This is a genomic window from Streptomyces tirandamycinicus (assembly GCF_003097515.1).
GTDB classification, from domain to species: domain Bacteria; phylum Actinomycetota; class Actinomycetes; order Streptomycetales; family Streptomycetaceae; genus Streptomyces; species Streptomyces tirandamycinicus.
This window is the reverse complement of record NZ_CP029188.1, coordinates 2,079,488-2,103,825: the sequence shown is the minus strand read 5'-3', so window position 1 is coordinate 2,103,825 and position 24,338 is coordinate 2,079,488. Positions and strand designations below refer to the sequence as shown.

21 protein-coding genes and 2 tRNA genes are annotated in these 24,338 nt (G+C 73.7%); 8 read left to right on the top strand and 15 right to left on the bottom strand.

All coding sequences use genetic code 11. The features are described 5' to 3' along the window. Nucleotides 1-19: 19 nt before the first annotated feature. The 3 genes from DDW44_RS09255 to DDW44_RS09245 all read left to right on the top strand — a co-directional run bounded on the left by DDW44_RS09255 (nt 20) and on the right by DDW44_RS09245 (nt 4,264). On the top strand, nt 20-1,378 hold the full coding sequence (locus DDW44_RS09255; protein WP_108906127.1) for a peptidoglycan-binding protein: 1,359 nt from the start codon (nt 20-22) through the stop codon (nt 1,376-1,378). Further along, complete coding sequence (locus tag DDW44_RS09250) at nt 1,375-3,552, top strand: SPFH domain-containing protein (protein WP_208647949.1); 2,178 nt, start codon at nt 1,375-1,377, stop codon at nt 3,550-3,552. The genes DDW44_RS09255 and DDW44_RS09250 overlap by 4 nt, the downstream gene beginning before the upstream one ends. 121 nt (nt 3,553-3,673) lie before the next feature. Beyond that, nucleotides 3,674-4,264, top strand: coding sequence for a lytic polysaccharide monooxygenase auxiliary activity family 9 protein (locus DDW44_RS09245; protein WP_026165571.1), 591 nt, complete (start codon nt 3,674-3,676; stop codon nt 4,262-4,264). 293 nt (nt 4,265-4,557) lie between these two features. Here DDW44_RS09245 and DDW44_RS09240 read toward each other — a convergent pair. From DDW44_RS09240 to ehuB, 6 genes are all read right to left on the bottom strand, one after another. Next, nucleotides 4,558-4,634: transfer RNA gene (locus tag DDW44_RS09240), tRNA-Lys, on the bottom strand. 144 nt (nt 4,635-4,778) lie between these two features. Then, nucleotides 4,779-5,537 (bottom strand): IclR family transcriptional regulator, encoded by a 759-nt coding sequence (locus tag DDW44_RS09235; protein ID WP_018890154.1) that lies wholly within the window; start codon nt 5,535-5,537, stop codon nt 4,779-4,781. Between the two features lie 166 nt (nt 5,538-5,703). Continuing rightward, complete coding sequence (locus tag DDW44_RS09230; protein ID WP_017949820.1) at nt 5,704-6,471, bottom strand: amino acid ABC transporter ATP-binding protein; 768 nt, start codon at nt 6,469-6,471, stop codon at nt 5,704-5,706. Beyond that, a complete protein-coding gene (ehuD, locus tag DDW44_RS09225) occupies nt 6,461-7,111 on the bottom strand; it encodes an ectoine/hydroxyectoine ABC transporter permease subunit EhuD (protein WP_017949819.1) in 651 nt (216 codons plus the stop codon). The genes DDW44_RS09230 and ehuD overlap by 11 nt, the downstream gene beginning before the upstream one ends. Beyond that, nucleotides 7,108-7,767 carry an ectoine/hydroxyectoine ABC transporter permease subunit EhuC gene (gene ehuC / locus DDW44_RS09220; protein WP_108906126.1) on the bottom strand — a complete coding sequence of 220 codons (660 nt, stop codon included), beginning with the start codon at nt 7,765-7,767 and terminating at the stop codon, nt 7,108-7,110. Before ehuC ends, ehuD begins: the two co-directional genes overlap by 4 nt. Continuing rightward, a complete protein-coding gene (ehuB, locus tag DDW44_RS09215; RefSeq protein WP_167455483.1) occupies nt 7,764-8,657 on the bottom strand; it encodes an ectoine/hydroxyectoine ABC transporter substrate-binding protein EhuB in 894 nt (297 codons plus the stop codon). Before ehuB ends, ehuC begins: the two co-directional genes overlap by 4 nt. A 42-nt stretch (nt 8,658-8,699) precedes the next feature. On the opposite strand from ehuB, the gene DDW44_RS09210 reads away from it, so the two are divergent. Continuing rightward, complete coding sequence (locus DDW44_RS09210; protein ID WP_108906125.1) at nt 8,700-9,191, top strand: DUF3830 family protein; 492 nt, start codon at nt 8,700-8,702, stop codon at nt 9,189-9,191. A 137-nt stretch (nt 9,192-9,328) separates the two neighbouring features. Here DDW44_RS09210 and DDW44_RS09205 read toward each other — a convergent pair whose 3' ends face one another. Both DDW44_RS09205 and DDW44_RS09200 read right to left on the bottom strand, forming a co-directional pair. After that, a complete protein-coding gene (locus DDW44_RS09205) occupies nt 9,329-10,744 on the bottom strand; it encodes an amidase (protein WP_017949815.1) in 1,416 nt (471 codons plus the stop codon). Then, a complete protein-coding gene (locus DDW44_RS09200) occupies nt 10,734-11,687 on the bottom strand; it encodes a D-2-hydroxyacid dehydrogenase (protein ID WP_108906124.1) in 954 nt (317 codons plus the stop codon). Before DDW44_RS09200 ends, DDW44_RS09205 begins: the two co-directional genes overlap by 11 nt. Before the next feature lie 99 nt (nt 11,688-11,786). On the opposite strand from DDW44_RS09200, the gene DDW44_RS09195 reads away from it, so the two are divergent. The 3 genes from DDW44_RS09195 to DDW44_RS09185 are packed head-to-tail and all read left to right on the top strand — an operon-like array spanning nt 11,787 to nt 14,566. Beyond that, nucleotides 11,787-12,635 (top strand): maleate cis-trans isomerase family protein, encoded by an 849-nt coding sequence (locus tag DDW44_RS09195; protein WP_108906123.1) that lies wholly within the window; start codon nt 11,787-11,789, stop codon nt 12,633-12,635. Next, entirely contained in the window at nt 12,632-13,399 is a 768-nt protein-coding gene (locus DDW44_RS09190; RefSeq protein ID WP_167455572.1) for a maleate cis-trans isomerase family protein, read from the top strand. Before DDW44_RS09195 ends, DDW44_RS09190 begins: the two co-directional genes overlap by 4 nt. Before the next feature lie 60 nt (nt 13,400-13,459). Continuing rightward, nucleotides 13,460-14,566 carry an LLM class flavin-dependent oxidoreductase gene (locus DDW44_RS09185; RefSeq protein WP_108906121.1) on the top strand — a complete coding sequence of 369 codons (1,107 nt, stop codon included), beginning with the start codon at nt 13,460-13,462 and terminating at the stop codon, nt 14,564-14,566. 25 nt (nt 14,567-14,591) lie between these two features. On the opposite strand, the gene DDW44_RS09180 is transcribed toward DDW44_RS09185, so the two are convergent. Then, the gene (locus DDW44_RS09180) at nt 14,592-16,457 is read right to left on the bottom strand and encodes a putative bifunctional diguanylate cyclase/phosphodiesterase (protein ID WP_108906120.1); all 1,866 of its coding nucleotides are present in this window, start codon (nt 16,455-16,457) and stop codon (nt 14,592-14,594) included. 315 nt (nt 16,458-16,772) lie between these two features. On the opposite strand from DDW44_RS09180, the gene DDW44_RS09175 reads away from it, so the two are divergent. Further along, on the top strand, nt 16,773-18,029 hold the full coding sequence (locus DDW44_RS09175) for a M6 family metalloprotease domain-containing protein (protein ID WP_026281708.1): 1,257 nt from the start codon (nt 16,773-16,775) through the stop codon (nt 18,027-18,029). Nucleotides 18,030-18,194: 165 nt separating this feature from the next. On the opposite strand, the gene DDW44_RS09170 is transcribed toward DDW44_RS09175, so the two are convergent. From DDW44_RS09170 to DDW44_RS09145, 6 genes are all read right to left on the bottom strand, one after another. Further along, a tRNA-Lys gene (locus tag DDW44_RS09170) sits at nt 18,195-18,268 on the bottom strand. Next, the gene (locus tag DDW44_RS09165) at nt 18,259-18,927 is read right to left on the bottom strand and encodes a bifunctional DNA primase/polymerase (protein ID WP_108906119.1); all 669 of its coding nucleotides are present in this window, start codon (nt 18,925-18,927) and stop codon (nt 18,259-18,261) included. The genes DDW44_RS09170 and DDW44_RS09165 overlap by 10 nt, the downstream gene beginning before the upstream one ends. Before the next feature lie 452 nt (nt 18,928-19,379). Further along, a complete protein-coding gene (locus tag DDW44_RS09160; protein ID WP_017949808.1) occupies nt 19,380-19,739 on the bottom strand; it encodes a hypothetical protein in 360 nt (119 codons plus the stop codon). Nucleotides 19,740-19,915: 176 nt separating this feature from the next. Next, entirely contained in the window at nt 19,916-21,262 is a 1,347-nt protein-coding gene (locus DDW44_RS09155; RefSeq protein ID WP_017949807.1) for an AAA domain-containing protein, read from the bottom strand. After that, entirely contained in the window at nt 21,259-22,848 is a 1,590-nt protein-coding gene (locus DDW44_RS09150) for a hypothetical protein (protein ID WP_017949806.1), read from the bottom strand. The genes DDW44_RS09155 and DDW44_RS09150 overlap by 4 nt, the downstream gene beginning before the upstream one ends. Beyond that, on the bottom strand, nt 22,839-23,990 hold the full coding sequence (locus tag DDW44_RS09145; RefSeq protein ID WP_108906118.1) for a hypothetical protein: 1,152 nt from the start codon (nt 23,988-23,990) through the stop codon (nt 22,839-22,841). The genes DDW44_RS09150 and DDW44_RS09145 overlap by 10 nt, the downstream gene beginning before the upstream one ends. Between the last annotated feature and the right edge of the window lie 348 nt (nt 23,991-24,338).

The window sequence follows — 24,338 nt, the reverse complement described above, 5'->3', positions numbered from 1 at the left end:
CCGTACGGACCGCGCACGAGTGCGCCCCGCCGGGGCGGACCGCCCTGCTGCGGTCCGTCTCCGGACCGGCGGTCCGGCCGTCTCCCGGCGTACGCCGGGACCCGATCCGGAGACCCCGCAGGGCGGCCAGGGACCGCTGCACGGCGGGCCCGTCGCCGGGCCCGCCGGAACCGCCGGTCTGCGCACGATGGCCCGTGCCGACATCATGAACCGGGCGAAGCGCTGGGTGAACGCCAAGGTCCCGTACTCCATGAGCAGGTACTGGGCGGACGGCTACCGGCAGGACTGCTCGGGCTACGTCTCCATGGCCTGGCACCTCCCGGGCAACGAATGGACCGGCAGCCTGGCCGAGTTCGGGACGCGCATCGAGCGCAAGGACCTGAAACCCGGCGACATCCTGCTCTTCCACAACCCGGACGACCCGTCCCAGGGCTCCCATGTGACGATCTTCGGAGGCTGGGCGGACGGCACGCACACCAAGTACGTCGCGTACGAGCAGGCCAAACCGCACACCCGCAGGCAGACCACGCCCATGGCCTACTGGAACAACTCCAGCCAGTACCAGGCCTACCGCTACAAGGCGCTGAAGGGCGTGGACACCGCGGGCGGGCAGCTCGGCGGAGACGAGGGGAACGGGTTCCCGGGCGCCGGGGTCTTCGGGCCCGGTGAGGACAACGCGTACGTCGCCCTGCTCGGCAGACTGCTGGCGGGCTACGGATTCGACATCGGCGGCACCGCCGGTCCGGGGTCGCGCTGGGGGGAGGCGCACCGGCAGGCGACCCAGGCGTTCCAGCGCGCCCAGGGCTGGGCGGGCGCCGAGGCGGACGGTGTGCCCGGCCCGGACACCTGGAGCCTCCTGGTGAACGGCACGGGCAGGAAGGCGGTCCCGGCCCCTCCGGCCGGGACCGCTCATGGTGCCGCACCTCCGGCAGGAACCGGTCCCGCGGCGCAACCGGTTCCGACCGGGCCCCGGAAGGCGGCGCCGCCGGCGGGCGTTCCCGCCCGGCCCGGTACCGCACCCCCGGCAACGGCCGCTGCGCGGAAGGCGGCACCCCCGGCAACGGCCGCTGCGCGGAAGGCGGCACCCCCGGCAACAACCGCTCCGCGGAAGGCGGCACCCCCGGCCGTTGCCGCCACCGCACCGGCCTTCCCGGGCCACGGCCACTTCCGTCCCGGCAGCTCCGGCGGTCATGTGGACACGCTCCGCCGTCAGCTGGTGAAGCGGGGCTTCGGCCGGCACTACTCCCCCCGCCCCGGTCCGCGCTGGGGCGACGCGGACCGCCGCAGCGTCGAGGCGTTCCAGCGCGCCCAGGGCTGGCGCGGCGCGGGCGCCGACGGCTACCCCGGCCCCGAGACCTGGCGGCGGCTCTTCTCATGATCCACCAGTCCGATGTGCACCGACCCCGCGAGGAGGCGACCGCGGTGACCCCGACAACCCCCTACTCCGAGGACCCACCGGGTTCTCCCCTCCCGCTCGGCCGGCTGACCTCCGCTCCGGCCGCGGTCCACAGCGCGGGCCTCCCGGTCGCGGGCAGTACGGCCGCCGGTACGCCCGGGCCCGAGGTGCCCCCGGACCCGCAGGTGTCCGCCACGTCCGGCGCCGCCCTCGACCCGCCGGCCACCCGCGATACGCACGGCGCTCGTGATCCGCACGGCGTCCTCAGCGCGTTCGGCGCTCCCGACCGGCCCGGCACCGGCGACGCGCCCGGCGTTCCCGACCGGCCCGGCACCGGCGACGCGCCCGGCACCTCCGGCCCGCACACCGCCCGTGACGCGCACGCCCGCTCCGGCCCGTACGGCGGCACCGGGCGCGGCGCGACCGCGGAAGGCGGACTGCCCGCCCCTTCCCAGGAGGCCCCTGCCGACAGCGGGTCCGGGACGGATTCCGGGACTGGCGACTCGTCCGGGCCCCTCCACTCGTCCGGGTCCCTCCACTCGTCTGGGTCCCGCCACTCGGCCGTGCCCGTCGTCACAGCCGGGGCTGCCGACTCAGCCGGGCCCGCTCCCACCGCGAGCGTTCCCGACGGGGCCGTTCCCACCGCGGCAGCTCCCGCTTCGCCCGGCCTCACCGCCGCCGGCGCCCAGCCCGGCGCCCCGTCCGCTGCCGGCGGGGCGAAGGGGGGCGGCGTACCCGGCAGCGCACCCGCGCCGGAGCCCGCACCCGCGCCGGAGCCCGCACCCGCACCCGCACCCGCACCCGAGGCCGAGGCCGAGCGTTTCGAGCGGCAGTTCAGCGGCGCGGGCGGTCGCCGTACGGTCGTCATCGGCACCGAGACCACCGGAGCCATTCCCGTCCATCTGCTCTACCGGGACGCCGTCGCGTCCTCCGGTGCGGGCACCGGGGGCCCGGGGGAGAAGTCCGACGCGGGCAGGCGGAAGGACGCGGCCGAGGGCACGGGCGCCGCCCGCCCGTCGCACGGGACGTCCGCTCCCGAGGGCCCCGAGGGTGCCGCGTGGCCCAAGGACGGCCGGAGCGGCTCGGGCGTGGCCCGGCTGACCAAGGACGCCGACCGTGACGGAGGCCCGGACACCATCGCCATGCCCCCGCTGGCACTCCCCGCCGGACGCCGCTCCACGCCGAACGCCGGCCCGTCCGGCCGAAGGGCCGCGCCCCCGCCCGACCCCAAGCTGACGGAGCGGCCCGGCCCGGTTCTGCCCGGCTGGGCGGCCCTGCTCGCCGGGGCTCTCTCCCTTGTCGGCTGCGCGGCCGTGCTGCACTGGGCGGGGGCCTTCCCGCCCGAGGTGACGGCGTTCTTCGGCCTGGGCGAACGGCCCTACGCGGGACTCGGGTTCGTGCACTGGGCCCTGCTGGCGGTGTCCCTCACCGTCGCGCTGTTCACGCTCGGCGGGCTCGCCCGCGGCCGGGTGGGCCACGCCTGGGTGCTGACGCTGTACGGCGAGTACCGCGGCACCGTCCGCCGCAGCGGTCTGCTGTGGGTGAGTCCGCTGCTGCTGCGCCGACGGGTGGACGTGCGGCTTCGGCACTGGCGCAGCGACCCCATGCCGTCGGTCGACGCCGACGGGACCGCGCTCGAGGCGGTGGTCCTCGTGGTGTGGCGGGTCAGGGACACCGCCCGGGCCGTGCTCGGCCTCGCGAACCACGAGTCGTATCTGAGGGAGCAGGTGGAGGCGGCCCTGGCCCGTGTGCTGTCCCGGCTTCCGGCCGACGCCTCGGCTCCGCCCGCGGGCGGCGGCCCCGCGCTCGAACTGCGTCCGACGCTCCGCAATGCCGAGGCCGTCGGCGACGCCCTGACCAAGACGCTCGCGGCGGAGTGCGCACCGCTCGGGATCGACGTCTTCTCGGCACAGCCGACGCGGATCGAGTATGCACCCGAGGTGGCCGCGGCGATGCGGCGCCGCCGGGTCGCGGCCCTGGAGGCCGAGCGCCGCGACACCGTGCTCGGCTCGGTGGTCGACGCCGTGGACGACACGGTGCAACGGCTCACGATGCGCGGGCTGGTGGAGTTCGACGACTACGAGCGCAAGGCCCTCGTCCGGGATCTGACCGTGGCGTTCTGCACGGCGAGGACGGGCGGTGCGGAGACCCCCTGATTGGTCTGGACATGTTCATGTTGCGTCCATACTCTGTGACTTGGTCTAGACCGGAATCCGCACTACCGCACAAGCGCAGCACGGCTCACAGAACTCCCCCACGTTCTCCAGGAGCGACAGCATGCGACATCGAATAGGCGCGGCCCTGACCGGGCTCGCGGTGGCGGGGACCGCCCTGCTCGCCACCGCGGGTACCGCCGGGAGCCACGGGTACACCGACTCCCCGATCAGCCGTCAGAGACTCTGTGCCGACGGCACCGTGGCCGACTGCGGTGAGATCCGGTGGGAGCCCCAGAGCGTCGAGGGGCCCAAGGGCTTCCCCGCCGCTGGTCCCGCGGACGGGAGGATCTGCGCAGGCGGCAACAGCCGCTTCGCGCAGCTCGACGACCCGCGCGGCGGGGCCTGGCCCACCACCAGGCTCTCCTCGGGACAGAACCACACCTTCCGGTGGCGGTTCACCGCCCCTCACGCCACCACCGACTTCACGTACTACATCACCAGGGACGGCTGGAACCCCGGCCGGCCGCTCACCCGGGCCGCGCTCGATGCGCAGCCCTTCCTGACCGTGCCCTACCACGGCCAGCGGCCCCCGGGGACGCTCAGCCACTCGGGAACCCTGCCGTCGAAGACGGGCCGCCATCTGATCCTGGCGGTGTGGACGATCGCCGACACCCCGAACGCCTTCTACGCCTGCTCGGACGTCCACTTCTGACGCCCGGCGAATGTGATGAAGGTCACGGCGGCAAGGCTCTTCCTGCTCCCGGCACCCCGGGGGAGCCGTCACCGGGCCGCAGATCGGGGTGGGGATCGGGGCGCAGACGGGTAGCGGGCGGCCGCCTCGCATCCGCCCGGCGTGCCCCGGCCGGGCGTACGTCGTGACCGCTCCATGCCGACTCCGTGCCGGCCGCCGAAGCCGAGGTGCGCAGCGCGTGCCAGGCCGGGAAACGGCCGGAACGGGCCGGAACGAGCCGAGGGGCCCTCGCAGTTGCGAGGGCCCCTCGGGGGTGGTGCGCCGCCAGGGACTCGAACCCCGGACCCGCTGATTAAGAGTCAGCTGCTCTAACCAACTGAGCTAGCGGCGCGGGCTGCCGTTCCCGCCGCTCTCGGCGGCTGACGACGGAGTTAATACTACCTGGTCCCAGGGGGTGCTCCCGACAGTGCTCCCGACCGCCCGGCGCCGGTGGTCGCCGGCTCTCCCCGGCCCGCGGGGCCGCCGACTCGGCCGGTCACAGGGCCAGCGACAGCACCACCGGGGCCGCCCGGCGGTTCAGGGTGTCCGCCGCGGCGCGCAGCCGGTGGGCATGCTCGATGGGCAGCGAGAGCGCCAGGCATCCCACGGCGGAGCCGGCCGTCAGCGGTACGGCCGCGCAGACCGTGCCCACCGCGTACTCCTGGAGGTCCAGCACCGGGACCGTGGGCGGCTGGGCGTCCAGTTTCGAGAAGAGGATCTTCTCGTTGGTGATCGTCCGGGAGGTGAGCCGGGCGATCTTGTGCCGGGCGAGGTGGTCGCGGCGGCCGTTCTGGTCGAGCTGGGTCAGCAGGCACTTGCCGACCGCGCTGGCGTGCGCCGCCGAGCGGAAGTCGACCCACTCGTTGACCTTGGGGGTGCGGGGGCCGTCCGCGAACTGGGTGATCTTGACCTCGCCGTCGATGTAGCGGCTGATGTAGACGGCCGCGCCGACCGAGTCGCGCAGCTCGCCGAGGGTGTCCTGGAGCTTGCGCTCCAGGGCCTCGCGCCGGGTGGCGCCGGAACCCAGCAGGACCAGGGAGTCGCCGGTCACATACGCCCCGTCGGCCACCTGCTCCACATAGCCCTCGCGACGCAGCATCAGCAGCAGGGACGCCAGATGGGCGGTCGGCAGCCCGGTCTCGCGGGCGATCTGGACGTCGGTCACCCCTCTGCCGTGCCGGGAGACCGTCTCCAGGACACGCAGGGCGTACTGCACCGAGTGGAACGGCGCGGTCGGCTCGGGCTTCAGCGCCACGGTTTCCCCCTACCAGGTTGTGACCGCAAGCTTCCGTACCACGATAGCCGCCAAGAACCGTTCAGTGGGCGGCCGTTGGCGAGAAATGTGTGCGCCCCAGGCTCATATCCTGGGGCGCACGACATCGGCATATGCCGTTGTCATAGGTGGGGCCTGGAACGAGAGGTCAGAGCACCGCCCCGAGGAACTCGCGAGTACGGTCGTGCTCGGGCTCGGAGAACATCTTCTCCGGCGGCCCGGACTCGATGACCTTCCCGGAGTCGAACATCAGGACCTCGTCGGAGATGTCCCGGGCGAAGTTCATCTCGTGCGTCACACAGAGCATCGTGATGTCGGTGGTGCGGGCGATGTCCCGGAGGACGTCGAGCACTCCCGCGACCAGCTCCGGGTCGAGCGCCGAGGTCACCTCGTCCAGCAGCAGCACCTGCGGCCGCATGGCGAGCGCCCGTGCGATGGCCACCCGCTGCTGCTGGCCGCCCGACAGCTGGGAGGGCCGCGCGCCGGCGCGGTCGGCGAGGCCGACCAGGTCCAGCAGCCCGCGGGCGCGCTCCTCCGCCTCGTCCTTGGACAGCCCGAGCACCCGCACCGGAGCCTCGGTGATGTTCCGCAGCACGGTCATGTTGGGGAAGAGGTTGAACTGCTGGAAGACCATGCCGATCTTCTTGCGGACCTCTCTGCGCTGTCTCTCGTCGGCCGGGAACAGCCGGGCGCCGTCGACGTCGATCGTGCCCGAGTCGGGCCGCGTCAGCGTCATCAGCAGCCGCAGGATGGTCGTCTTCCCGGACCCGGAGGGCCCGATCAGCGTGACGTGCTTGCCCGGGCTGACCGAGAAGCACAGGTCGTCCAGGACGGTGTTGTCCCCGAAGCGCTTGGTGACGTTCGTGAAGCGGATGAGCTCGTCGTTCTGCGGGGCGGGGTCGGTTTCAGCGGGCAAGGCGGCGCTCCAGGGTCCGTACGAGCAGGGAAGCCGGGTAGGCGATGAGGATGAAGGCGATGCCGACGACCGTCAGCGGCTCCGTGTACTGGAAGGTCGCCGCGCTCTCCAGCCGGGACTGCTGGAGCATCTCCAGCACGCCGATACCGGCCAGCAGCGGGGTGTCCTTGAGCATCGCGATGACGTAGTTGCCGAGGGCGGGGGCGATCCGGCGGACCGCCTGCGGCAGGATCACGGCGGTCCAGGTCCGGTGGGCGGGCAGGCTCAGAGCCGTCGCCGCCTCCCACTGCCCGGCGGGCACGGCGTCGATGCCGGCCCGGTAGACCTGCGCGGTGTAGGTCGAGTAGTGCAGCCCGATGGCGATGGTGCCGGTGGTGAGGGCGGAGAACTGCACCCCCCACTCCGGCAGCACGAAGAACAGGAAGAACAGCTGCACCAGCAGCGGGGTGTTGCGGATGAACTCGGTGACGAGTCCCACGGGCCAGCGCACGTAGCGCAGGCCGGAGCGCAGCCCCAGCGCCCAGACCAGGCCGAGCGTGAAGGACAGCAGCGAGCCCAGCACCAGGATCTGCAGCGTGACGAGCACGCCGTCCCAGAAGCGCGGCATGAAGTCCGCGACCGCGGACCAGTCCCAGGTCACTTGACCACCACCCCCAGGTTCGCCTTGGTCTTCCGTTCCAGGGCCTTCATCGAGCGGGTGATGAGGAACGCGAGCACGAAGTAGATCACCAGCGTGACGGTGTAGATCTGGGCGCTCTCCTGGGTCGCCAGCCGCACCAGGTACGCCGCGAACGACACGTCGCCCACACCGAGCAGCGACACCAGCGCGGTGCCCTTCAGCAGCTCGACCGCCAGGTTGCAGAAGGACGGGATCGTCTCGGGCACGGCCTGCGGCAGCAGGATCAGCCGCATCCGCTGCCAGGGCGTGAAGCTGAGCGCGACACCGGCCTCCCGCTGGGCCGGCGCGACGGCGTTCAGCGCGCCGCGCACGATCTCCGCGCCGTACGCGCCGTAGGACAGGCCGAGCGCGAGTACCGCCGCCCACATGGGCACCAGCTGCCAGCCCAGCAGCGGCGGCAGGACGAAGAACAGCCAGAACATCAGCACCAGCGCCGACGTCCCGCGGAACACCTCGGTGTAGAAGGCCGCGAGGAAGCGGACGGCCTTCGAGCGATGCGTTCTGGCCATGCCGACGCCGAACGCCACGGCGGTGGCCAGCGCGGCGCTGTACAGGGTGAGCTGGACGGTGATCCAGATGCCCGGGAGCACCCAGTTCTGCCAGAGTCCGGACGTCATCGGCACAGCTCCTTCGCCGTGAGCTCGGTCATCTCGGACTCGGTGAAGCCGAACCGGCTCAGGATGCGGAAGAGCTCGCCGCTCCTCTTCATCTTGTGGATCTCGGCGTTGAAGGCGTCCCGCAGCTCGGCGTCGGTCCGCCGGAAGGCGAACCCTCCGCCGGCGATCTCCTCCTCGCCGTCGACGATCGCCGCGAACGGCTTCGTCGCCTCGGCCTTCCTGCTCTTGCGGACCACTTCCCGGGTGGTCAGGGCGGTCCCGGCGAAGACGTCGACCCGCCCGGACTCGACCGCGTTCAGCCCCGCCACCTGGTCCTGGAGGATGACGATGTCCTTCTCGGGGTATCCGGCCGCCACGGCGTAGCCGATCTCTGCGTAGCCCGAGCCGGTGGCGAACCTCGCCCTGGCCCTTACGACGTCCTGCAGACTGCGCAGATCCTTCGGGTTGCCCTTGGGCACGATGAAGGAAACCAGCATCTGGTATTCGGGATCGGAGAAGAGGACCTGCGCGCAGCGCTCCTTGTTGATGTACATTCCGGCGGAAACGACGTCGAACTGCTGCGAGTTGAGGCCGGGTATGAGGGAGGCGAAGTCCGTCGCCACGGGCTGCACGTTCGCTATCCCGAGCCGCTTGAAGACCACCTTGGCCAGCTCCGGGGCCTCCCCGGTGAACTCGCCCTGCTCGTCGATGTAGCCGTACGGCACCTCGCCCGCGATGCCGAGGCGCACCGTGCCCTGGGATCTCAGCCGGGCCAGGCTGTCGCCGGAGGGGACCCGTGCGCAGCCCGCCGCGCCCGCGACGCCGGCCGCACCGAGTGCGCCGGCCGTCCCCAGCAGCAGGCTTCGTCTGCGTACCGCGTGTCTGGTGTGTGGTGCCGTGTGTGGAGCCATGGCGGCGCGGCTACCCGGGCCCAGGCGGGGTATGCGTGGGCAATGGCCGATCGATACATCGAAGTCTCGCTCACCAAGCGCGGCGTGCGCTGCACCGCACGGCTCCTGGACGACCGGGCGCCCCTGACCTGCCAGTCCGTCTGGGACGCGCTGCCGCTCGGCGGCGACGTGTACCACGCGAAGTACGCCCGCAACGAGATCTACGCCCTGTTCCCCGCGTTCGCCGACCGGGAGCCGCCGCTGGAGAACCCGACGGTGACCCCGATCCCGGGCGACCTCTGCTACTTCACCTTCAGCGGCACCGAGCTGGGCACCGCCGCCTACGGCTACGACCGGGACCTGTCCCGGCCGGTGACGGTGGACCTCGCGCTCTTCTACGAGCGCAACAACCTGCTGCTCAACGGCGACACGGGCTGGGTGCCGGGCATCGTGTGGGGGCAGGTGGTCGACGGTCTCGACCGGATGGCCGACGCCTGCCAGGACCTGTGGCGCGCGGGAGCGCTCGGCGAGACGCTGTCGTTCCGCCGCGCCTGAGCGGGCCGCGCCCGGCCCGCTCCGGCCGCCCGCCCCTGCCGCCCGTACCGGGCCCGGCGCCGGCCGTCACCCGGGTCGCCCCTCGTCCCCGGGCCGGGGCGCCGGGCGTCACCCGGCGGCCCGTACCCGGCCGTTCGTCACCCGGCGGCCGGGGGCGGCACCGCCGCCGCGCCCGACGCGTAGAGCGCGTGCGCCGCGCGCAGCACCAGGGCGTCCGCGTGGCGGGGGCCGACCAGCTGGACCCCCACCGGCAGCCCGTCCTCGTCCACCCCGCAGGGCACCGTCGCCGCCGGCTGCTGGGTGAGGTTGAACGGGTAGGTGAACGGGGTCCAGCCCGTCCAGCGGCGGTGGCCGGAGCCCTTCGGCACCTCCGCGCCCGCCTCGAAGGCGGTGACCGGCAGCGTCGGCGTGACCAGCAGGTCGTACGCGGTGTGGAACCGTCCCAGCCGGCGTCCGAGGTCCATCCGGGCGTCCACGGCGGCGAGGTAGTCGAGCGCCGAGGCCCGCTCGCCCTCCGCGCAGACCTCCCGCAGCCCCGGGTCCAGCAGCTCCCGCTGCTCCCTGCCGAAGTGCTGCACCAGGCGCGCCGCCCCGGTGAACCACAGGGTGTGGAACGCGTCCACCGGGTCGGTGATGTCCGGATCGGCCTCCTCGATGTACGCGCCCAGCTCGGCCAGCCGGCCCACGGCGCCGCGTACCGCCGACGCCACCGCCGGGCGGACCGCCACCTGGCCGCCGAAGGACGCGGAGAACGCGATCCGCAGCCCCTTGACACCGTCCGCCAGGCCGTCGCCCGCGGCCGGTGCGGGCGCCGCCTGCGACCAGTCCCGCCAGTCCGGCCCGCTGATCGCGTCCAGCAGCAGGGCCGCGTCGGCGGCGTCCCGGGTCATCGGCCCCGCGTGGGCCAGCGTGCCGAACGGGCTCGACGGGTAGAGCGGGATCCGGCCGTACGTCGGCTTCAGCCCGAAGATCCCGCAGAACGACGCCGGGATGCGCACCGACCCTCCGCCGTCGGTCCCGATGGACAGCGGGGCCGCGCCCAGTGCCACCGCCGCCGCGCTCCCGCCGCTGGACCCGCCCGCCGTGCGGGAGACGTCGTACGGATTGCGGGTCACCCCGGTCAGCGGGGAGTCCGTGACGCCCTTCCAGCCGAACTCCGGCGTCGTCGTCTTCCCGACGAGGACCGCGCCCTGCTCCCGCAGCCGCGCCACGACCGGGGCGTCCTCGTCCCAGGCGGAGGCGTCCGCACGCACCGTCCTGGAGCCCCGCAGCGTGGGCCCTCCCGCCTGCAGGAAGATGTCCTTGACCGTGACCGGTACGCCGTCGAGCGGCCCGAGCGGCTCCCTTCTGCGGCGGCGCTCGGTGGCCGCCTCCGCCTGCTCGATCGCCTGCTCGGCGTCGATCCGGACGAACGCGTTGGTGAGGCGCTGCGCCGCCTCGGCCCGGTCGAGGACCGCGCGGACCGCCTCCAGCGGGGAGAAGTCGCCGCGCTGGTAGCCGGCGATGAGCTGACGTGCGGTCAGGGCACTCGGGTCGTTCGGCTCAGGAGTCATGGGAGGGGACGTACCCACGATTCTTGTCGACCACGTTCGGCAGCGGCTTCCCGGCCGACCAGAGGTCGAACAGCTCGACGAACTGCTCGCCCAGCCGATCGCGCCAGCCGACGGTGTCCCCGCTCATGTGCGGCGAGACGATCAGGCCGGGAACGTCCCACAGCGGGCTGCCCGGCCCCAGCGGCTCCTCCTCGAAGACGTCCAGGGCGGCGCCCGCGATCCGCCGTCCGGTGAGCGCCGAGACCAGCTCCTCCTCGACCACCAGCGCGCCCCGCCCGACGTTGACGAAGCGGGCCGACGGGCGCATCAGGGAGAACCTCCGGCCGTCGAACATGCCCCGGGTGGCCTCCGTCAGCGGGGCCGCGCACACGATCCAGTCGGCGCGGGCGAGCAGCCCGTCCAGCTCGTCGGAGCCGTGCACCCCGGGGCGGGCGGTGCGCCCGGTGACGGCGACCTCCAGGCCCAGTGCCCGCAGCGTGCGGGCGATCGCCAGCCCGATCGGCCCGGCGCCGGCCACGACCGCCCGGCCGCCCGCCACCGGCAGGGACTCGCGGTGCCGCCAGCGCCGCTGCCGCTGGAGTTCCAGGGTGCCCGGCAGGTCCTTGGCCATCGTGAGGACCAGGGCGGCAACGTACTCGGCGATGGGCTGCTCGAAGATCCCCCGGGCGTTGGTCAGGACAGTGTCGGAGGCCGCGAACTCCGGGCAGAGCAGCCGGTCGACGCCCGCGCTCGGGGTGTGCACCCAGCGGGGCCGGGGGCCGCCCCCCGGCCAGGCCAGCCGCACCGCGTCGGAGGTGAAGTCCCACACCAGCAGGGCGTCCGCCCCGGGAAGTTCCGAGGCGAGCGAGCCGGCGTCGGCGTAGCGGACGTCGGCGCGTCCGGTGAGGCTGCCGAGCCGCGGCGGAGGGTCTGCTTCCAGTACAAGGAGAACCGGTAGGGACATCGTGCGGAAACCGTTTCTGAACGTCTGACATGTACGGATTGACCCACGCTCGCACCCGAACCTACCGTCGTCAACAAGACGTAAATGAGGGGGCCTGTGATGGACGTGTCCCTCGAAGTTTCGCTTCTGGGCGGCCCCGACCCGCAGCGCGGGATCGGGGTGGTCGCCCCGTTCGACTTCGCACTCGACCGGGAGCTGTGGCGCTGGGTGCCCGACGGCGTCTCACTGCGTCTGACCCGGACCCCGTTCGTGCCCGTCGAGGTCTCGCTCGACCTGGCCCGGCTCGTCAGCGAGCACGAGACCCTCGGTGAGGCGGTCCGCGCGCTGGCCGCCTCCGAGCCGGAGGTCGTCGCCTACGCCTGCACCAGCGGCAGCTTCGTCGGCGGTGTGGCGGGCGAGCGGGCGATGTGCGAGGCGATGACCACGGCGGGGGAGGTCGCCTCGGTGACCACCTCGGGCGCTCTGCTGGAAGCCCTGGAGGAGCTGGGCGCCCGCAGGATCGCGATCGTCACGCCGTACACGGAGTCGGTCACCAGGTCGCTGGAGGAGTATCTGGCCGAGGCCGGGGTATCGGTCACGGGCCGCGCCTTCCTCGGACTGACCCGGCACATCTGGAAGGTGCCGTACCGGTCGGTGGTGGACATGGCCCGCCAGGCCGTGGTGGGCGCGGCGGACGCCCTCTTCATCAGCTGCACCAACCTGCCGACGTACGACGCGATACCCCAGCTGGAGGCGGAACTGCGCATGCCGGTGCTCTCCGCGAACCAGGTCACGATGTGGGCGGCACTGCGCAGAATGGGCGTGTACGCGGTCGGTCCCTACCAGGCCCTGCTGATCCGGACCGCCGGTCCGCACGAGGAGCCGCCGCCCCCGCCCCCGCCGGCCCCGCCCGTGCCGCCGGCCGTGCCGCCCGTCGCGCAGCCGGAGGAACAGGAAGGATGGACATGACGACCGTCGGACTCCTCTACCCGGGGCACTCGGCCGAGGACGACTACCCCAGGATCGAGGTCCTGCTCGACAGCGACATCAGGCTTCCCGTCTTCCACACCGACATCGGCGAGGACGCGCACCGGGAGGACGCGCTGATCGAGATGGGCGCCGCGGACCGGCTGGCGGCGGGCGTGGAGGAACTGCGGCTGGCCGGGGCCGAGTCCGTCGTGTGGGCCTGTACCAGCGGCAGCTTCGTCCGGGGCCGGGACGGGGCCCGGAGCCAGGTCCGCGAGCTGGCGCGGGCCGCCGGGCTGCCGGCGTCGAGCACCTCCTTCGCCTTCGTCCACGCCGCCGAGGCGCTGGGCGTGAGCCGGGTGGCGGTCGCGGCCACCTACCCCGGTGAGGTGACCGTCCTCTTCGAGAAGTTCCTGGAGGCGTCGGGCATCGAGGTAGTGGCGGCCCGGGCGAGCGGGATCGTCACGGCAGCCGAGGTCGGCACCTGGGAGCGCGAGGAGGTGCTGGAGCTCGCCGCGGCGGGGGACGACCCGCGGGCGGAGGCGGTACTCATGCCGGACACCGCCCTGCACACGGCCGCCCATCTCCCCGAGCTGGAGGCGGACCTCGGCAAGCCCGTCCTCACGGCGAACCAGGTGACCGTGTGGGAGGGCCTCCGGCTGGCCGGGCGGCGGGCGTGGGCGGACGGCCTGGGAACCCTGTTCGCCCGCCCCGGCCGGGCCCCGGAAGGCGGGCGGACACCTCCTCCCGGCCTCCTCGCGGAATAACCGGAGACTGCCTCCTGTTGCTGCCCTGGGACACGCACCACAACGCAGGAGGCACCCTTCGTGGACACACCGGACGCAGCACGCCCCGCCGACGGGATCCGGGGAACGGCGCCGGGCGGCGCGCCCGTACCGCTGTCGGTACTGGACCTGGTCACCGTCGGCAGCGGCAGTACCGCCGGCCGGGCGCTGCGCACCAGCGTGGAGCTCGCCCGACTCGCCGAGCGGCGCGGCTACCACCGGCACTGGGTCGCCGAGCACCACTCGATGCCCGGTGTCGCCTCGTCGTCCCCGGCCGTGATCCTCGCCCACCTCGCCGCCCACACCGAGCGCATCCGCCTCGGCTCCGGCGGCGTCATGCTGCCCAACCACGCCCCGCTGGTGATCGCCGAGCAGTTCGGCACCCTGGAGGCCCTGGCGCCGGGGCGGGTCGACCTCGGCCTCGGCCGCGCCCCCGGGACCGACGGCGCCACCGCGGCCGCACTGCGCCGCACCGACCGGCTGACCGACGGCGCCGACGACTTCCCCGAGCAGCTCGCCGAACTGACCCGCTTCCTCGACGACGACTTCCCGGACGGCCACCCCTACGCGCGGATCCACGCCGTCCCCGGCCCGGTGCAGGCCACCGCCCCCGGCGGGGTCCGGTCCTCCGCCCGGCCGCCCGTCTGGCTGCTCGGCTCCTCCGGCTTCAGCGCCCGGCTCGCCGGGACGCTCGGTCTGCCGTTCGCCTTCGCCCACCACTTCTCGGCACGCAACACCGTTCCCGCGCTCGACCTCTACCGGGACTCCTTCCGCCCCTCGCCGGTCCTGGACGCGCCCTACGCCCTGATCGGCGTCGCCGCGCTCGCCTCGGACGACCCCCGCGAGGCACGCCGCCAGGCGATGACCGGCGCGCTGGCGATGCTGCGGCTGACCACGGGGCGGCCGGGGCTGATCCCCACGCCGGAGGAGGCCGAGGCGTACGACTTCCGGCCGATGGAACGGGAGTTCGTGGACGGCCGGCTGGCCGACATCGTCCACGGCACGCCCGGCGAGGTGCGCGCAGGCCTCGACGAGCTCCAGAAGCGCACGGGGGCCGACGAGTTGATGATCACGGCCAGCACCCACGGCGGCGAGTTCCGGCTGCGCTCCTACGAGCTGATCGCGGACGCGTACGGGCTGCCCGGGTAGCAGCGCGGAGCCCGCCGGTGTGGCGTCAGACCGCGAGCGGACTGGCCCCGATCATCCCGGCGATCCGGTCCGGTGCCACCGCGCGCGAGTACAGCCAGCCCTGCCCCGTGTCGCAGCCGATGCGGCGCAGCCGCTCGGCCTGGCCCGAGGTCTCGACGCACTCGGCGGTGACCGTCAGGCCGAGCCGGTGGGCGAGCTCGACCATGGCCTCGACGATCGTCTCGTCGGCGGGGTTCGGGTGTGTGCCGTCGTCGTAGCGGAAGCCACGGACGAACGATCCGTCGAGCTTCAGCACGGACACCGGAAGGCGGCTGAGATAGGCCAGGTTGGAGTAGCCCGTCCCGAAGTCGTCGATCGCGATGCGGACACCCATCTCGCTCAGCGCCCGGAGCACCTGCAGCGGGCGCCCAGCCGAGCCCATCACCGCGGACTCGGTGAGTTCCAGCTGCAGCAGGTGCGGCGCGAGGCCGGTCTCGTCGAGGATCCCGGCCACGTCGGCGACCAGGTCGGAGTCCCACAGCTGGCGCACGGCGACGTTGACGCTGACGAACAGGGGCGGAGCCGCCGGGTGCCCGAGCTCCCACGTGCGGGCCTGCCGGCAGGCGGTGCGCAGGATCCAGCGGCCGAGCTGGACGATCGACCCGTCCTCCTCGGCGATGCCGATGAACCGATTCGGCGCGAGCGTGCCGAACTGGGGGTGCTGCCAGCGCACCAGCGCCTCCACGCCCCGGACCGCGCCGTCCGCCATGCACACCAGCGGCTGGTACTCGAGCGTGAACTCCCCGCGCTCCACCGCCGGTCTGAGCGTGGACGAGAGCGCCTGACGGGTCATCCGGTGGGCGTTGCGCTCCGGGTCGAAGAACGTCCAGCGGGCCTTGCCGTCCGCCTTCGCCCAGTACAGCGTCGTGTCCGCGTCCTGCATCAGGCCGGTCGCGGTGGTGCCCTCCGCCGCGCGCTCCACCACCCCGATGGACGCGGAGACCGACAGCCGCTGCCCCGACAGGTCGAACGGCTGCTGGAGCGCGGCCAGTACGGACCTGGCCAGATCGGCGAGCTGCTCCGTACCGGTGGAGTCCTCGACCAGGACGGCGAACTCGTCGCCGCCGAGCCGGGCCACGAGATGGGTGCCGCCGCGGGCCTGGCCGTCCCGGTCCGCGCACTCGGTCAGCCGGGACGCCACCGCGGTGAGCAGCCGGTCGCCCATACGGTGGCCGAGGGTGTCGTTGACCGCCTTGAAGCCGTCGAGGTCGAGGTAGCACAACCCGATCCGGCCGGTGCCGCCGTGCTCGTACGAGGAGGGGTCGAGGGCGCTGCTGAGCCGCTCGAAAAACAGGGCGCGGTTGGGCAGCCGGGTCACCGGGTCGTGCATCTGGAGATGGCGCAGCCGCGACTGGAGTTCGCGGCGGTCGCTGATGTCGGCGACCGAGAGCAGCAGCCGCCGGCTGCCGGGGACGGGAACGACGGTCACCTCGGCCCAGACGGGGTGCCCGTCCGCGTGCTTGAGGCGGCGGGTGCAGCGGAGCCGTGGGCTCCGCCCGTTCAGCACCTCACCGTAGGCCAGCAGGGAGCGTCCGTCCGGGGCCAGATCGACGAGGTCGGCGGCGGGCCGGGAGCGCAGGGCGTCCGGTTCGGTGCCGAGGAGCGCGGCGAGCGCGTCGTTCGCGGATACGACGAGGCCCTCGTGGTCGACGAGGGCCATGGCGAGCTCTGAGGCGTTGAACGCGGCGCGATAGTCGCCGAGTTGCTTACCGGCCGACCGGCCGTGGCGGGACCGGGCGGACCCCGCGGTGCCGGAGGGAGCCGCCGGTTGTTGACTCTCCGTGACCAGTGGATGGGCGCCCCCGGGTGCCGCGACGGTCGCGGGGCCCCGTCCTTCCGTGTGTGCGCTCACCGCTCGCTCCCGCAGTGCAGTCGTGTCGTTCAGGCCGGGCCGGGCCCGGAAACTCGGGAAAGTGTGCCGATCATAGAGGCTGGCCGGGTGGGCGTTCCAGCTTCCGGGTGCCGATCAGGGGCACCGGAAGGCCCAGGGCGATCGTTTCTGCGCGGGTGGAGACCGGGCCGGGACTCTCATGACCGGTTGTGACTTTCTGTCGATCGCCGGGGTGTCGGGGACTGCTCACCCGACCGGTGCAGCGGAACAGTGCGAATCATCATAAAAGCCCACAAGCTGGGTTGGATGTCCCGCATTCCGTAGCCGGAGGTCCACGTGGAGGGTCAGCAGACGCTGGAGGATTCACCCAAAGGAGTGGAGCGGCCGACCCTGCGCGCCGGCGCGGCGGTCTTCACCTCCCTGGTGGCCCTGGCTGCGACCACCCTCGCCGCGGGCCCCGCCTCGGCCGACACCTCCCCGCGCCGCTGCGCCCTGCCCCGGACCGCCGCACACCACTCGCTGGGACTGGACAGCTGGAACTCCGCGTACCCGCGGCCCGACCGCACCGTCGACGCCGTCATGGTCTTCCTGTCCTTCCCGGACTCCGCCCCCCTGACGACGCCGGACGACCTGGTCGCCGACCACTTCCCCGCGACCAGCGACTTCTTCCGCAACGCCTCGTACGGGAGGTTCCTGCTGCGCCCGCACCCCGTGCGCCGGTGGATCCGGATGCCCAGGGCGTCGACGGAGTACCGCATGAAGCGGGACTGGGACGCCGAGCGCCGGGCCGCGTACCTGCGGGACGCGGTCTCCGTCGCGGACCCGCACGTGGACTTCTCCCGCTACGACGTCGTCTATCTGGTCGCCGACCCGGACGCCCCCGGGGTGGACTCCGACGCGACCAAGGTGGTCAATTTCGAGCGGGCGACGAAGGCCGACGGTACCGAGCTGAAGCGGGCCGTCACGGTGTTCGAGCGCCATCCGCCCGACCGCCATGTCCTGGCGCACGAGACCGGGCACGTCTTCGACCTGCCGGACCTCTACCACCGGCCCACGGACGGCAAGGGCGACTGGGACACCCATGTGGGGGACTGGGACGTGATGGGCAGCCAGTTCGGGCTGGCCCCGGAGTTCCTCGGCTGGCACAAGTGGAAGCTGGGATGGCTGGACGAGAGCCAGGTCCGGTGCGTCACCGGTCCCGCCGACCGGGTGCTCGCGCTGGAGCCGCTGGCGGCCGCACCCGTGCCGGGGCGCCCCGGCGGAACCAGGCTCGCGGTGGTCAGGACCGGGCAGAACACCGCGCTGGCCATCGAGGCGCGCGGGGCGACGGGCAATGACCGGGACACCTGCAAGGAGGGTGTGCTGCTCTACCGGGTGCGGAACGAGGAGGCGTCCGGCGCCGGCCCCGTCGAGGTGATCGACACCCATCCGAGGAGCGGGGCGTGCTGGGACCGCTCGGTCTACCCGCAGCTGGCGGACGCGCCGCTCGGTGTGGGGGAGTCCTTCACCGTCCCGGGCGAGCGGGTGCGGGTGGAGGTGGCGGACCGCACCCGTACCGGAGCATGGACAGTCAAGATCACGACTGTGCGCTGAGCGGAGGTGTCCGCACCCGGGAAGCAGCCCGGGCCCGTGGCAGAGCCCGGACCGTGGCGGTGGGGAGGACCCGTGGCGGTGGGGAGGACCCGTGGCGGTGGGGAGGACCCGTGGCACGGGGCGACGAAAAAGCCCCCCGCTTCCGCGAGGGGCTTTCTCCGTCTGTGCGCCGCCAGGGACTCGAACCCCGGACCCGCTGATTAAGAGTCAGCTGCTCTAACCAACTGAGCTAGCGGCGCCTGCTGACGTCGTAGACCTTAGCACCCTGATCGGCGGGAGGAAAAATCGATATACGCACCGTCGCCGCGGAGGTGGTGCGCGCCGCCCGTACACACGCCCAGAGCAGGACCTCCGGCCCGGGGAGCCACGGGTGCCGGGTGTCGGGGGCCACCACCCAGCGCGGGCCGGCTCCACCCGCGGGCACCGGGGCGAGCGGCGGAACGGTGATCGCGTCGCCGGTGCCGTGGCAGAGCAGGGGCGGCACGGCACCGCCCCACTCCTCCCACTCCAGCAGGCTCGGCAGTCGCTGGGCCGTGCCCGGGGCGGCGAACAGCAGCGTCCGGCCCCGGTGGTACGCGACCGGCCCCGACCCCGGGCCCTCCGACCACAGCCGGTCCAGCATCCGCCGCCCGAACATCGCGGGTACGTTCACCACGTCGAAGACGCCCCCGCCGCACGGCACGACGAACGGCGCGGACGGCCGCGACTCCCACAGGGCCAGCGTGGACCGCGGATGCGTACTGGCGGACGCGAGCCAGTCGGCCCCGGGTGCGGTGATCTGGGCGGTGTGGTGCCGTCCGTCCTCCCTCAGGAAGGCGAAGACGTCCCGCCGCCGCTCGTCGTGGAGGTCGGGACTGCAGGGTGCGGCGCTGATGTCGTCTCGCGGCCGATTACTCATGACGACTACGTGTACGCGGAGTCACGGCTCGGTTTCCGCGAGTTGTCGAAATCGGGGACAGAGGGCGGCGGGAGGAGTATCTTGCCCCTCGGCATCCCTCCGGTCATATGCGGCAGGCATGACGGAGGAGAGTCCCGGCCCCGCCTCTCCCGGGCTGACCCCTGGCGCTCCTGGCCGTCGCGGGGCGGGGGCGGGGAAGCGCTTTTCGGCACCCTCCGGGACGGCTCCGCACCCCGCGCCCAGCGATCCCGTACCCCACACCCAGCGCTGCCCGCACGCACCCCACACCCAGCGGCCCGCACGTACCCTGCATCCAGCGGCCCGCACGTACCCTGCATCCAGCGCATCCAGCGCATCCAGCGCATCCAGCGCATCCAGCGCATCCAGCGCATCCAGCGCATCCAGTGCACCCAGCGCACCCCGCACCTCGCGGGGCCGGCCGGCGCCGGGTGCTACGGCCGGGGCGCCGGCCTCGGGTCCGGCCCGCGCAGCAGATCCCGGCCGAAATCGATCATGCGCTTGGTGTAGTCCTCGCTCCACTCCGCCCTGCGCGCGATCTCCGCCGGGGTCAGCCGGTCGAAGCGGCGCGGGTCGGCGAGCTGCGCCGCGGCGATCGCCTGGTACTCCAGGGCGCGGTCCGTCGCCGCCTGGAACGCCTGGGTGAGTTCCGTCGCGCGGGAGAGCAGCTCCCGGGGGTCCTCGATCGACTCCAGATCGAAGAAGTGCTCCGGGTCGGAGGCGACCTCCGCGGGCTCGAAGAGCAGCGGCGAAGGCCGTACCCGCCGCTCGCCCCGCCCCGACGACTCCGCCATGCGTGTCTCCTTCTCGCGCTCTTGGACCACCCCCATTGTCCCGCCCCGCACAAGAGGGCAAGCACCGGCGGCACGGTCACGCCGTCCCGCGCCGATGACCGGCCCCGGGCCCCCGCTCGTGCCGCATCAGGCAACGCTCGCCCCGTCGCGACGGGCAAACCCCGCCTGACACGGCACTAGGGAGCCCAGCTCACCCGGTGTTCCCCCAGGTGTGAGAGCACCGCGTGGTTCGCCTCCCATCCGTCCGGGAACTTCACCGTGACACCGAGCTGCACCGGCTCCGTGGACGGGTGCTCGTCCAGCAGCTCGGTGACACCCGCCCGGCACACGACGACGCAGGCGTGGCGATGGCGGGAGGCCAGCACGCAGAGGCGGCCGGTCTCGAGGTGGAAGGCCGTCGCGTCCGGGCGTCCCGACAGGGGATGGAGCACGACCGTGACATCGAACTCCCTGCCCTGGAGCCGGTTGGCGGTGTCCACGGTCACACCCGCGACGCCCAGCTCCGCGAGCGCCGACCGCACCGAGGCGGCCTGGTCGCGGTGGGCCGTGCCGACGGCGATCCGGTCCGCGGTCAGCGGCACCGGGTCCGGGGAGCGCTCCGAGACCGACGCGCCTCCGCGGTCGAGCAGCCGCCGGACCACCAGGGCCACGGCCCGCACCGCCTCCGGGTCCGTGCGCGGGGTGTGCCGGGCGGGGAGCTCCAGCAGACCCCAGCCGGACTCGGCCGCCTCGTCCAGCACCCGGTCGGGCCCCGAGCCGTCCGAAGCGACCCCGAACGTCAGCCGCCGGTCGCCCGCGCCCGTACCGCTGCGGAAGGGCGTGTACGGGTAGAACGCGGCGGACACCAGGGGCGCGGCCGACGCCGGCAGCCGCCAGGACACGGGGAGCCGGTGCTGCGGCAGCTCCGGGTTGTGGGCGAGCAGCGTGGACACCGCGCTCGCCGACGGGTCGTACGACAGCCCCGCCCACTGCTCGGCCCCGACCACGGAGAACGGGTCGAGCTGCCCCGGATCCCCCACGAACAGCGCCCTCTCGAACAGCCCGGCCACGGCGAGCAGCGCGTCCGAACGCATCTGGTACGCCTCGTCCACGATGGCGTGCCGCCAGGGTTCGACGCCCTTGACGTGCGCCCACTTCGCGGCGGTCGAGATCACCACGTCCAGCCCCGCGAGATCGCCGGCCTTCGCCGACTTCCGTACCGCGGGCAGTTCGTCGAGCGCCCTGTCGTACGGGTCCGGGTCGCTGCTGTGCAGCCGGCCCACGGGCAGCCCGGGCTCCTTCTCCGCCAGCCGCACCACCAGATCGTCCACCTGCGCGTTGGTCTGCGCGACGACCATCAACGGGCGCCCGGCCGCGGCGAGTTCCAGCGCCGCCCGCACCACGAGTGTCGACTTCCCCGCGCCCGGGGGCGAGTCCACGACGACACCGCGCGCATCCCCGCCGAGGGTGTCCTCCAGAATGGCGGCGGTGGCACGGGCGGCCTCCGCCCCGGGGTCGAACAGCGGGATCACGGTCCCGGTCACAGCAGGTCCTCCGGGGTCACGGCGTCGGGGCTCTCGGCGGCGTCGGTACGCGGTGGACCGCCGTGCGTCCACGGTGTGTCCTCCGGCTCGGGAAGCTTCGGCCCGCCGCGCTGGTCGTGCTCGAACAGGGTCCAGGCGACGGGCTCGCCCACCTCCGGCACCGATCCCTCCGCCGGGTCCCGGGACCGTCCCATCCGGTCCAGCAGCCGCAGGACCACCGTGCCGTCCTCCTCGTAGCGCACGAACTCGGCGGACTGCGGTCTGCCGTCCAGCGAGCGGTAGGCCTTCACCCCGGCGCCCAGATGCGGAGAGTCGTCCGTGCGTACCGTCAGCAGCGGCCGGGGCGAGGGGCGTTTCGACTCGGACCAGGCCATCGTCACCTCGGTGACCACCCCGGCGAACGCCTCGCCCGCGAGGCGCCGCCCCGCCAGCACCAGCGGATCGTCCAGGGCCTCCTGCGCCTCGAGCTGCGCCTGCGCGGTCTCGCGCGCGGCCAGCTTCTGCGCGGCGGTCACCGCGTCGTCCCGGCGCGGCTGCGGGGGCTCACCGGCCCGCACCCGGTCGCGGTGACCGGTGAACGACCAGCGGTCGCGGGTCCACCGGTCGGCGACGTGCGGGCCCTCGGGCAGCTCCCGGAGCAGGCCGATCCCGTCCCACACCGCGTCCCACGTGGGGCGCAGCACCCCCTCGAGCAGCGAGCGGATCTCCCGCTCGGCCGAGGTGAGCCGGGCCAGCTGCTCGTCGGCCACGGCTCCGTCCGGAGCGGCGGCGAGCGCCTGCCGGGCCCGGTCGTACCGCTCCATCACCGGCGCGAGGAGCTTGTTGTCGAAGGCCGGGTCCGTGGCGGGCCCGGCCGGTGGGCACACCAACTGGCCCCCGCCGTCGCGCTCCACCTCCGCCCGGTACGCCGCCTCGGCGCCGGACCTGCCCTCCGGCGGGGCGATCCAGGCCAGCAGCGCGCCCAGGTGCTGGTCCTCCAGCCGGGACTGCCCGGTCGCCCAGTGCCGCCCCAGCAGATCCGTCATCGCGAGCAGCAGCGAGGAGCCGGGCACCCGTGCCCGCTCGCCGTAGTGCGTCAGCCAGCGGCCGAGCAGCGGCACGCGCGGGGGCGCCGGGTAGGGGGTGTCGGGGTCCTGCTCGGCGGTCCGCCGGAACCGCATCGACCGGCCGAGCAGGCGTACGAAGTCGACGCCGGGCCGGCTGGGCACGATGAGCTGCGGGGCGTCCGCGCAGAGCTCCACCTCGACCTTGACCCGCTTGCCGGTCTCCGGATCCGTCTCGGCGCGCTCGGCGGGCTCCACGTCGTCGGCGTATCCGTCGAGGTACGGCAGCAGCGCCTCCGCCAGTTCGGCGAGGAAGGCGAACCGCAGCTCGCGGTCCCGGGGCTGGGCGACGGCGAGCAGGCGCGGCGCGTCCCGGTCGGTGCCCACGAGCGCCCCGAGCGGGGCGCCGGCCTCACCGGCGGTGGTGAGAGGGACGAACACCATCGGGCGCGGCGAGAGATGCCGGTGCCGCACGGTGGCGAGCGGCTGTGCCCGCCCGCTCTCGACCGCTTCCAGCCGGGCGAGCGTACCGATCAGCGACATCCCGGCCCCCTCACGGCGGCGTCCGGCGCCTCCGCGCCCAGCGCCTCCGCGCGGAGGCGCGCCGCACGGCGCAACGCGGCCACCGCGGGGTCGGCCGGATCGCCCGATCCGCCGCGGGCCGCCGAGAGGACCTCGGCGACCGCGCTCAGACCGCCCAGCTCGCCCCGCACCGCCCGGCCCAAAGCCTCGACCGCGCCGGCCGAACGGGCTCGCTCGCGGCAGTGGAAGGCGAGCTCACAGGCGGACAGGCACTCCGGGGCGTAGGTGGAGGGCACCGACTCGACGGCCGAGGCCAGTTCGCCGGACGAGCGGGACTCCATGTCGAAGCTGACCCCGTCCGGCAGCGCCGAGGCGATGTCCTCGACCCGGGTCAGCCGGGCCAGCTGCCGCCGGGTGACGGAGAGCTGCTTGCGCACGTCGACGGCCGACGCGGTCGGCAGGTTGGAGAAGTCCTTCGGGCAGACCAGCAGGACGGAGTGGTCCACGGACGCGCCCTTCGTCACCGCCGCGACCCGCTCCAGGGCGAGTACGTACACCGCGGCCTGGCGGGCCGCCGCACCGACCTTCGACGGGTCGGCCGAGCCGTCGACCATCGGGAACGACTTGATCTCGACGACCGTCCACCGGCCGTCGGGGTGCACGACGACCGCGTCCGGCTCCAGGTACGCCGGTGAGCCCGCGACCTCCAGCGCCAGCATCGGATGGTCCAGCAGCGTCCAGGCCCCGGCTCCGGTGGCCTCGCGCAGGGCCAGCGCGGTGCGCGCGGCGCGCCCCTCCGGGCCGGCCGCCGCCAGATCGGGGACGAGCGCCGCCTGCGGTTCGGCCACCCCGAGCAGTCCCAGCAGCGCGGCACCGCCCTCGGCCTTGACTCTCGCCTCGAAGGCGTTGCCCCGCATGAAGGCGAACTGGGACTGGCCGAAGACGGCGGGCGAACCCAGCGCCCGGGCGAGCGCCGCCTTGTCCACTCCCGCGCCGTCCAGCAGCGCACGCCGCCTGCACCCGGGGTTCGCGGCGAGGGCCGCCAGCGCCCGGGCGTCGAGCGGATGCGGCGCGGTGGACGGCCCGCGCAGCTCGGCCAGACGCTGCCGGAGTGCGGTCGCCGGCGCCTGCGGGAGAGGTCCGCTGTCGAGGGATGTGCTCACCCGCGGAAGTCTCGCATCCGCCACCGACATCGGGAGTGCGGTCGCCGACATCGGGTCGCCGACATCGGGTCGCCGGCCTGGGGGTTGCGGCGCCGGGCTCGGGGAGGGGTGCGGGCGCCGGTACCGGGCTCGGGTGCGGTCGCCGGGCTCGGGGGAGGGGGCGCGGTGCCCGGCCGGCGCGTGTCTGTTCCCGTGAGCGGGGGCGTACCCCGGCGCACACGGCGCCCGGCGGCGCACATGCTCCCGCGACCGCGCGGCTGTCCCTCCGGCGCCCGGGCCCGTATGCGCCCCCCGGGTCGTCCGCGCGGGACGGCGTACCGGGTACGGCGCGCGGAAACGGGCTCCTCG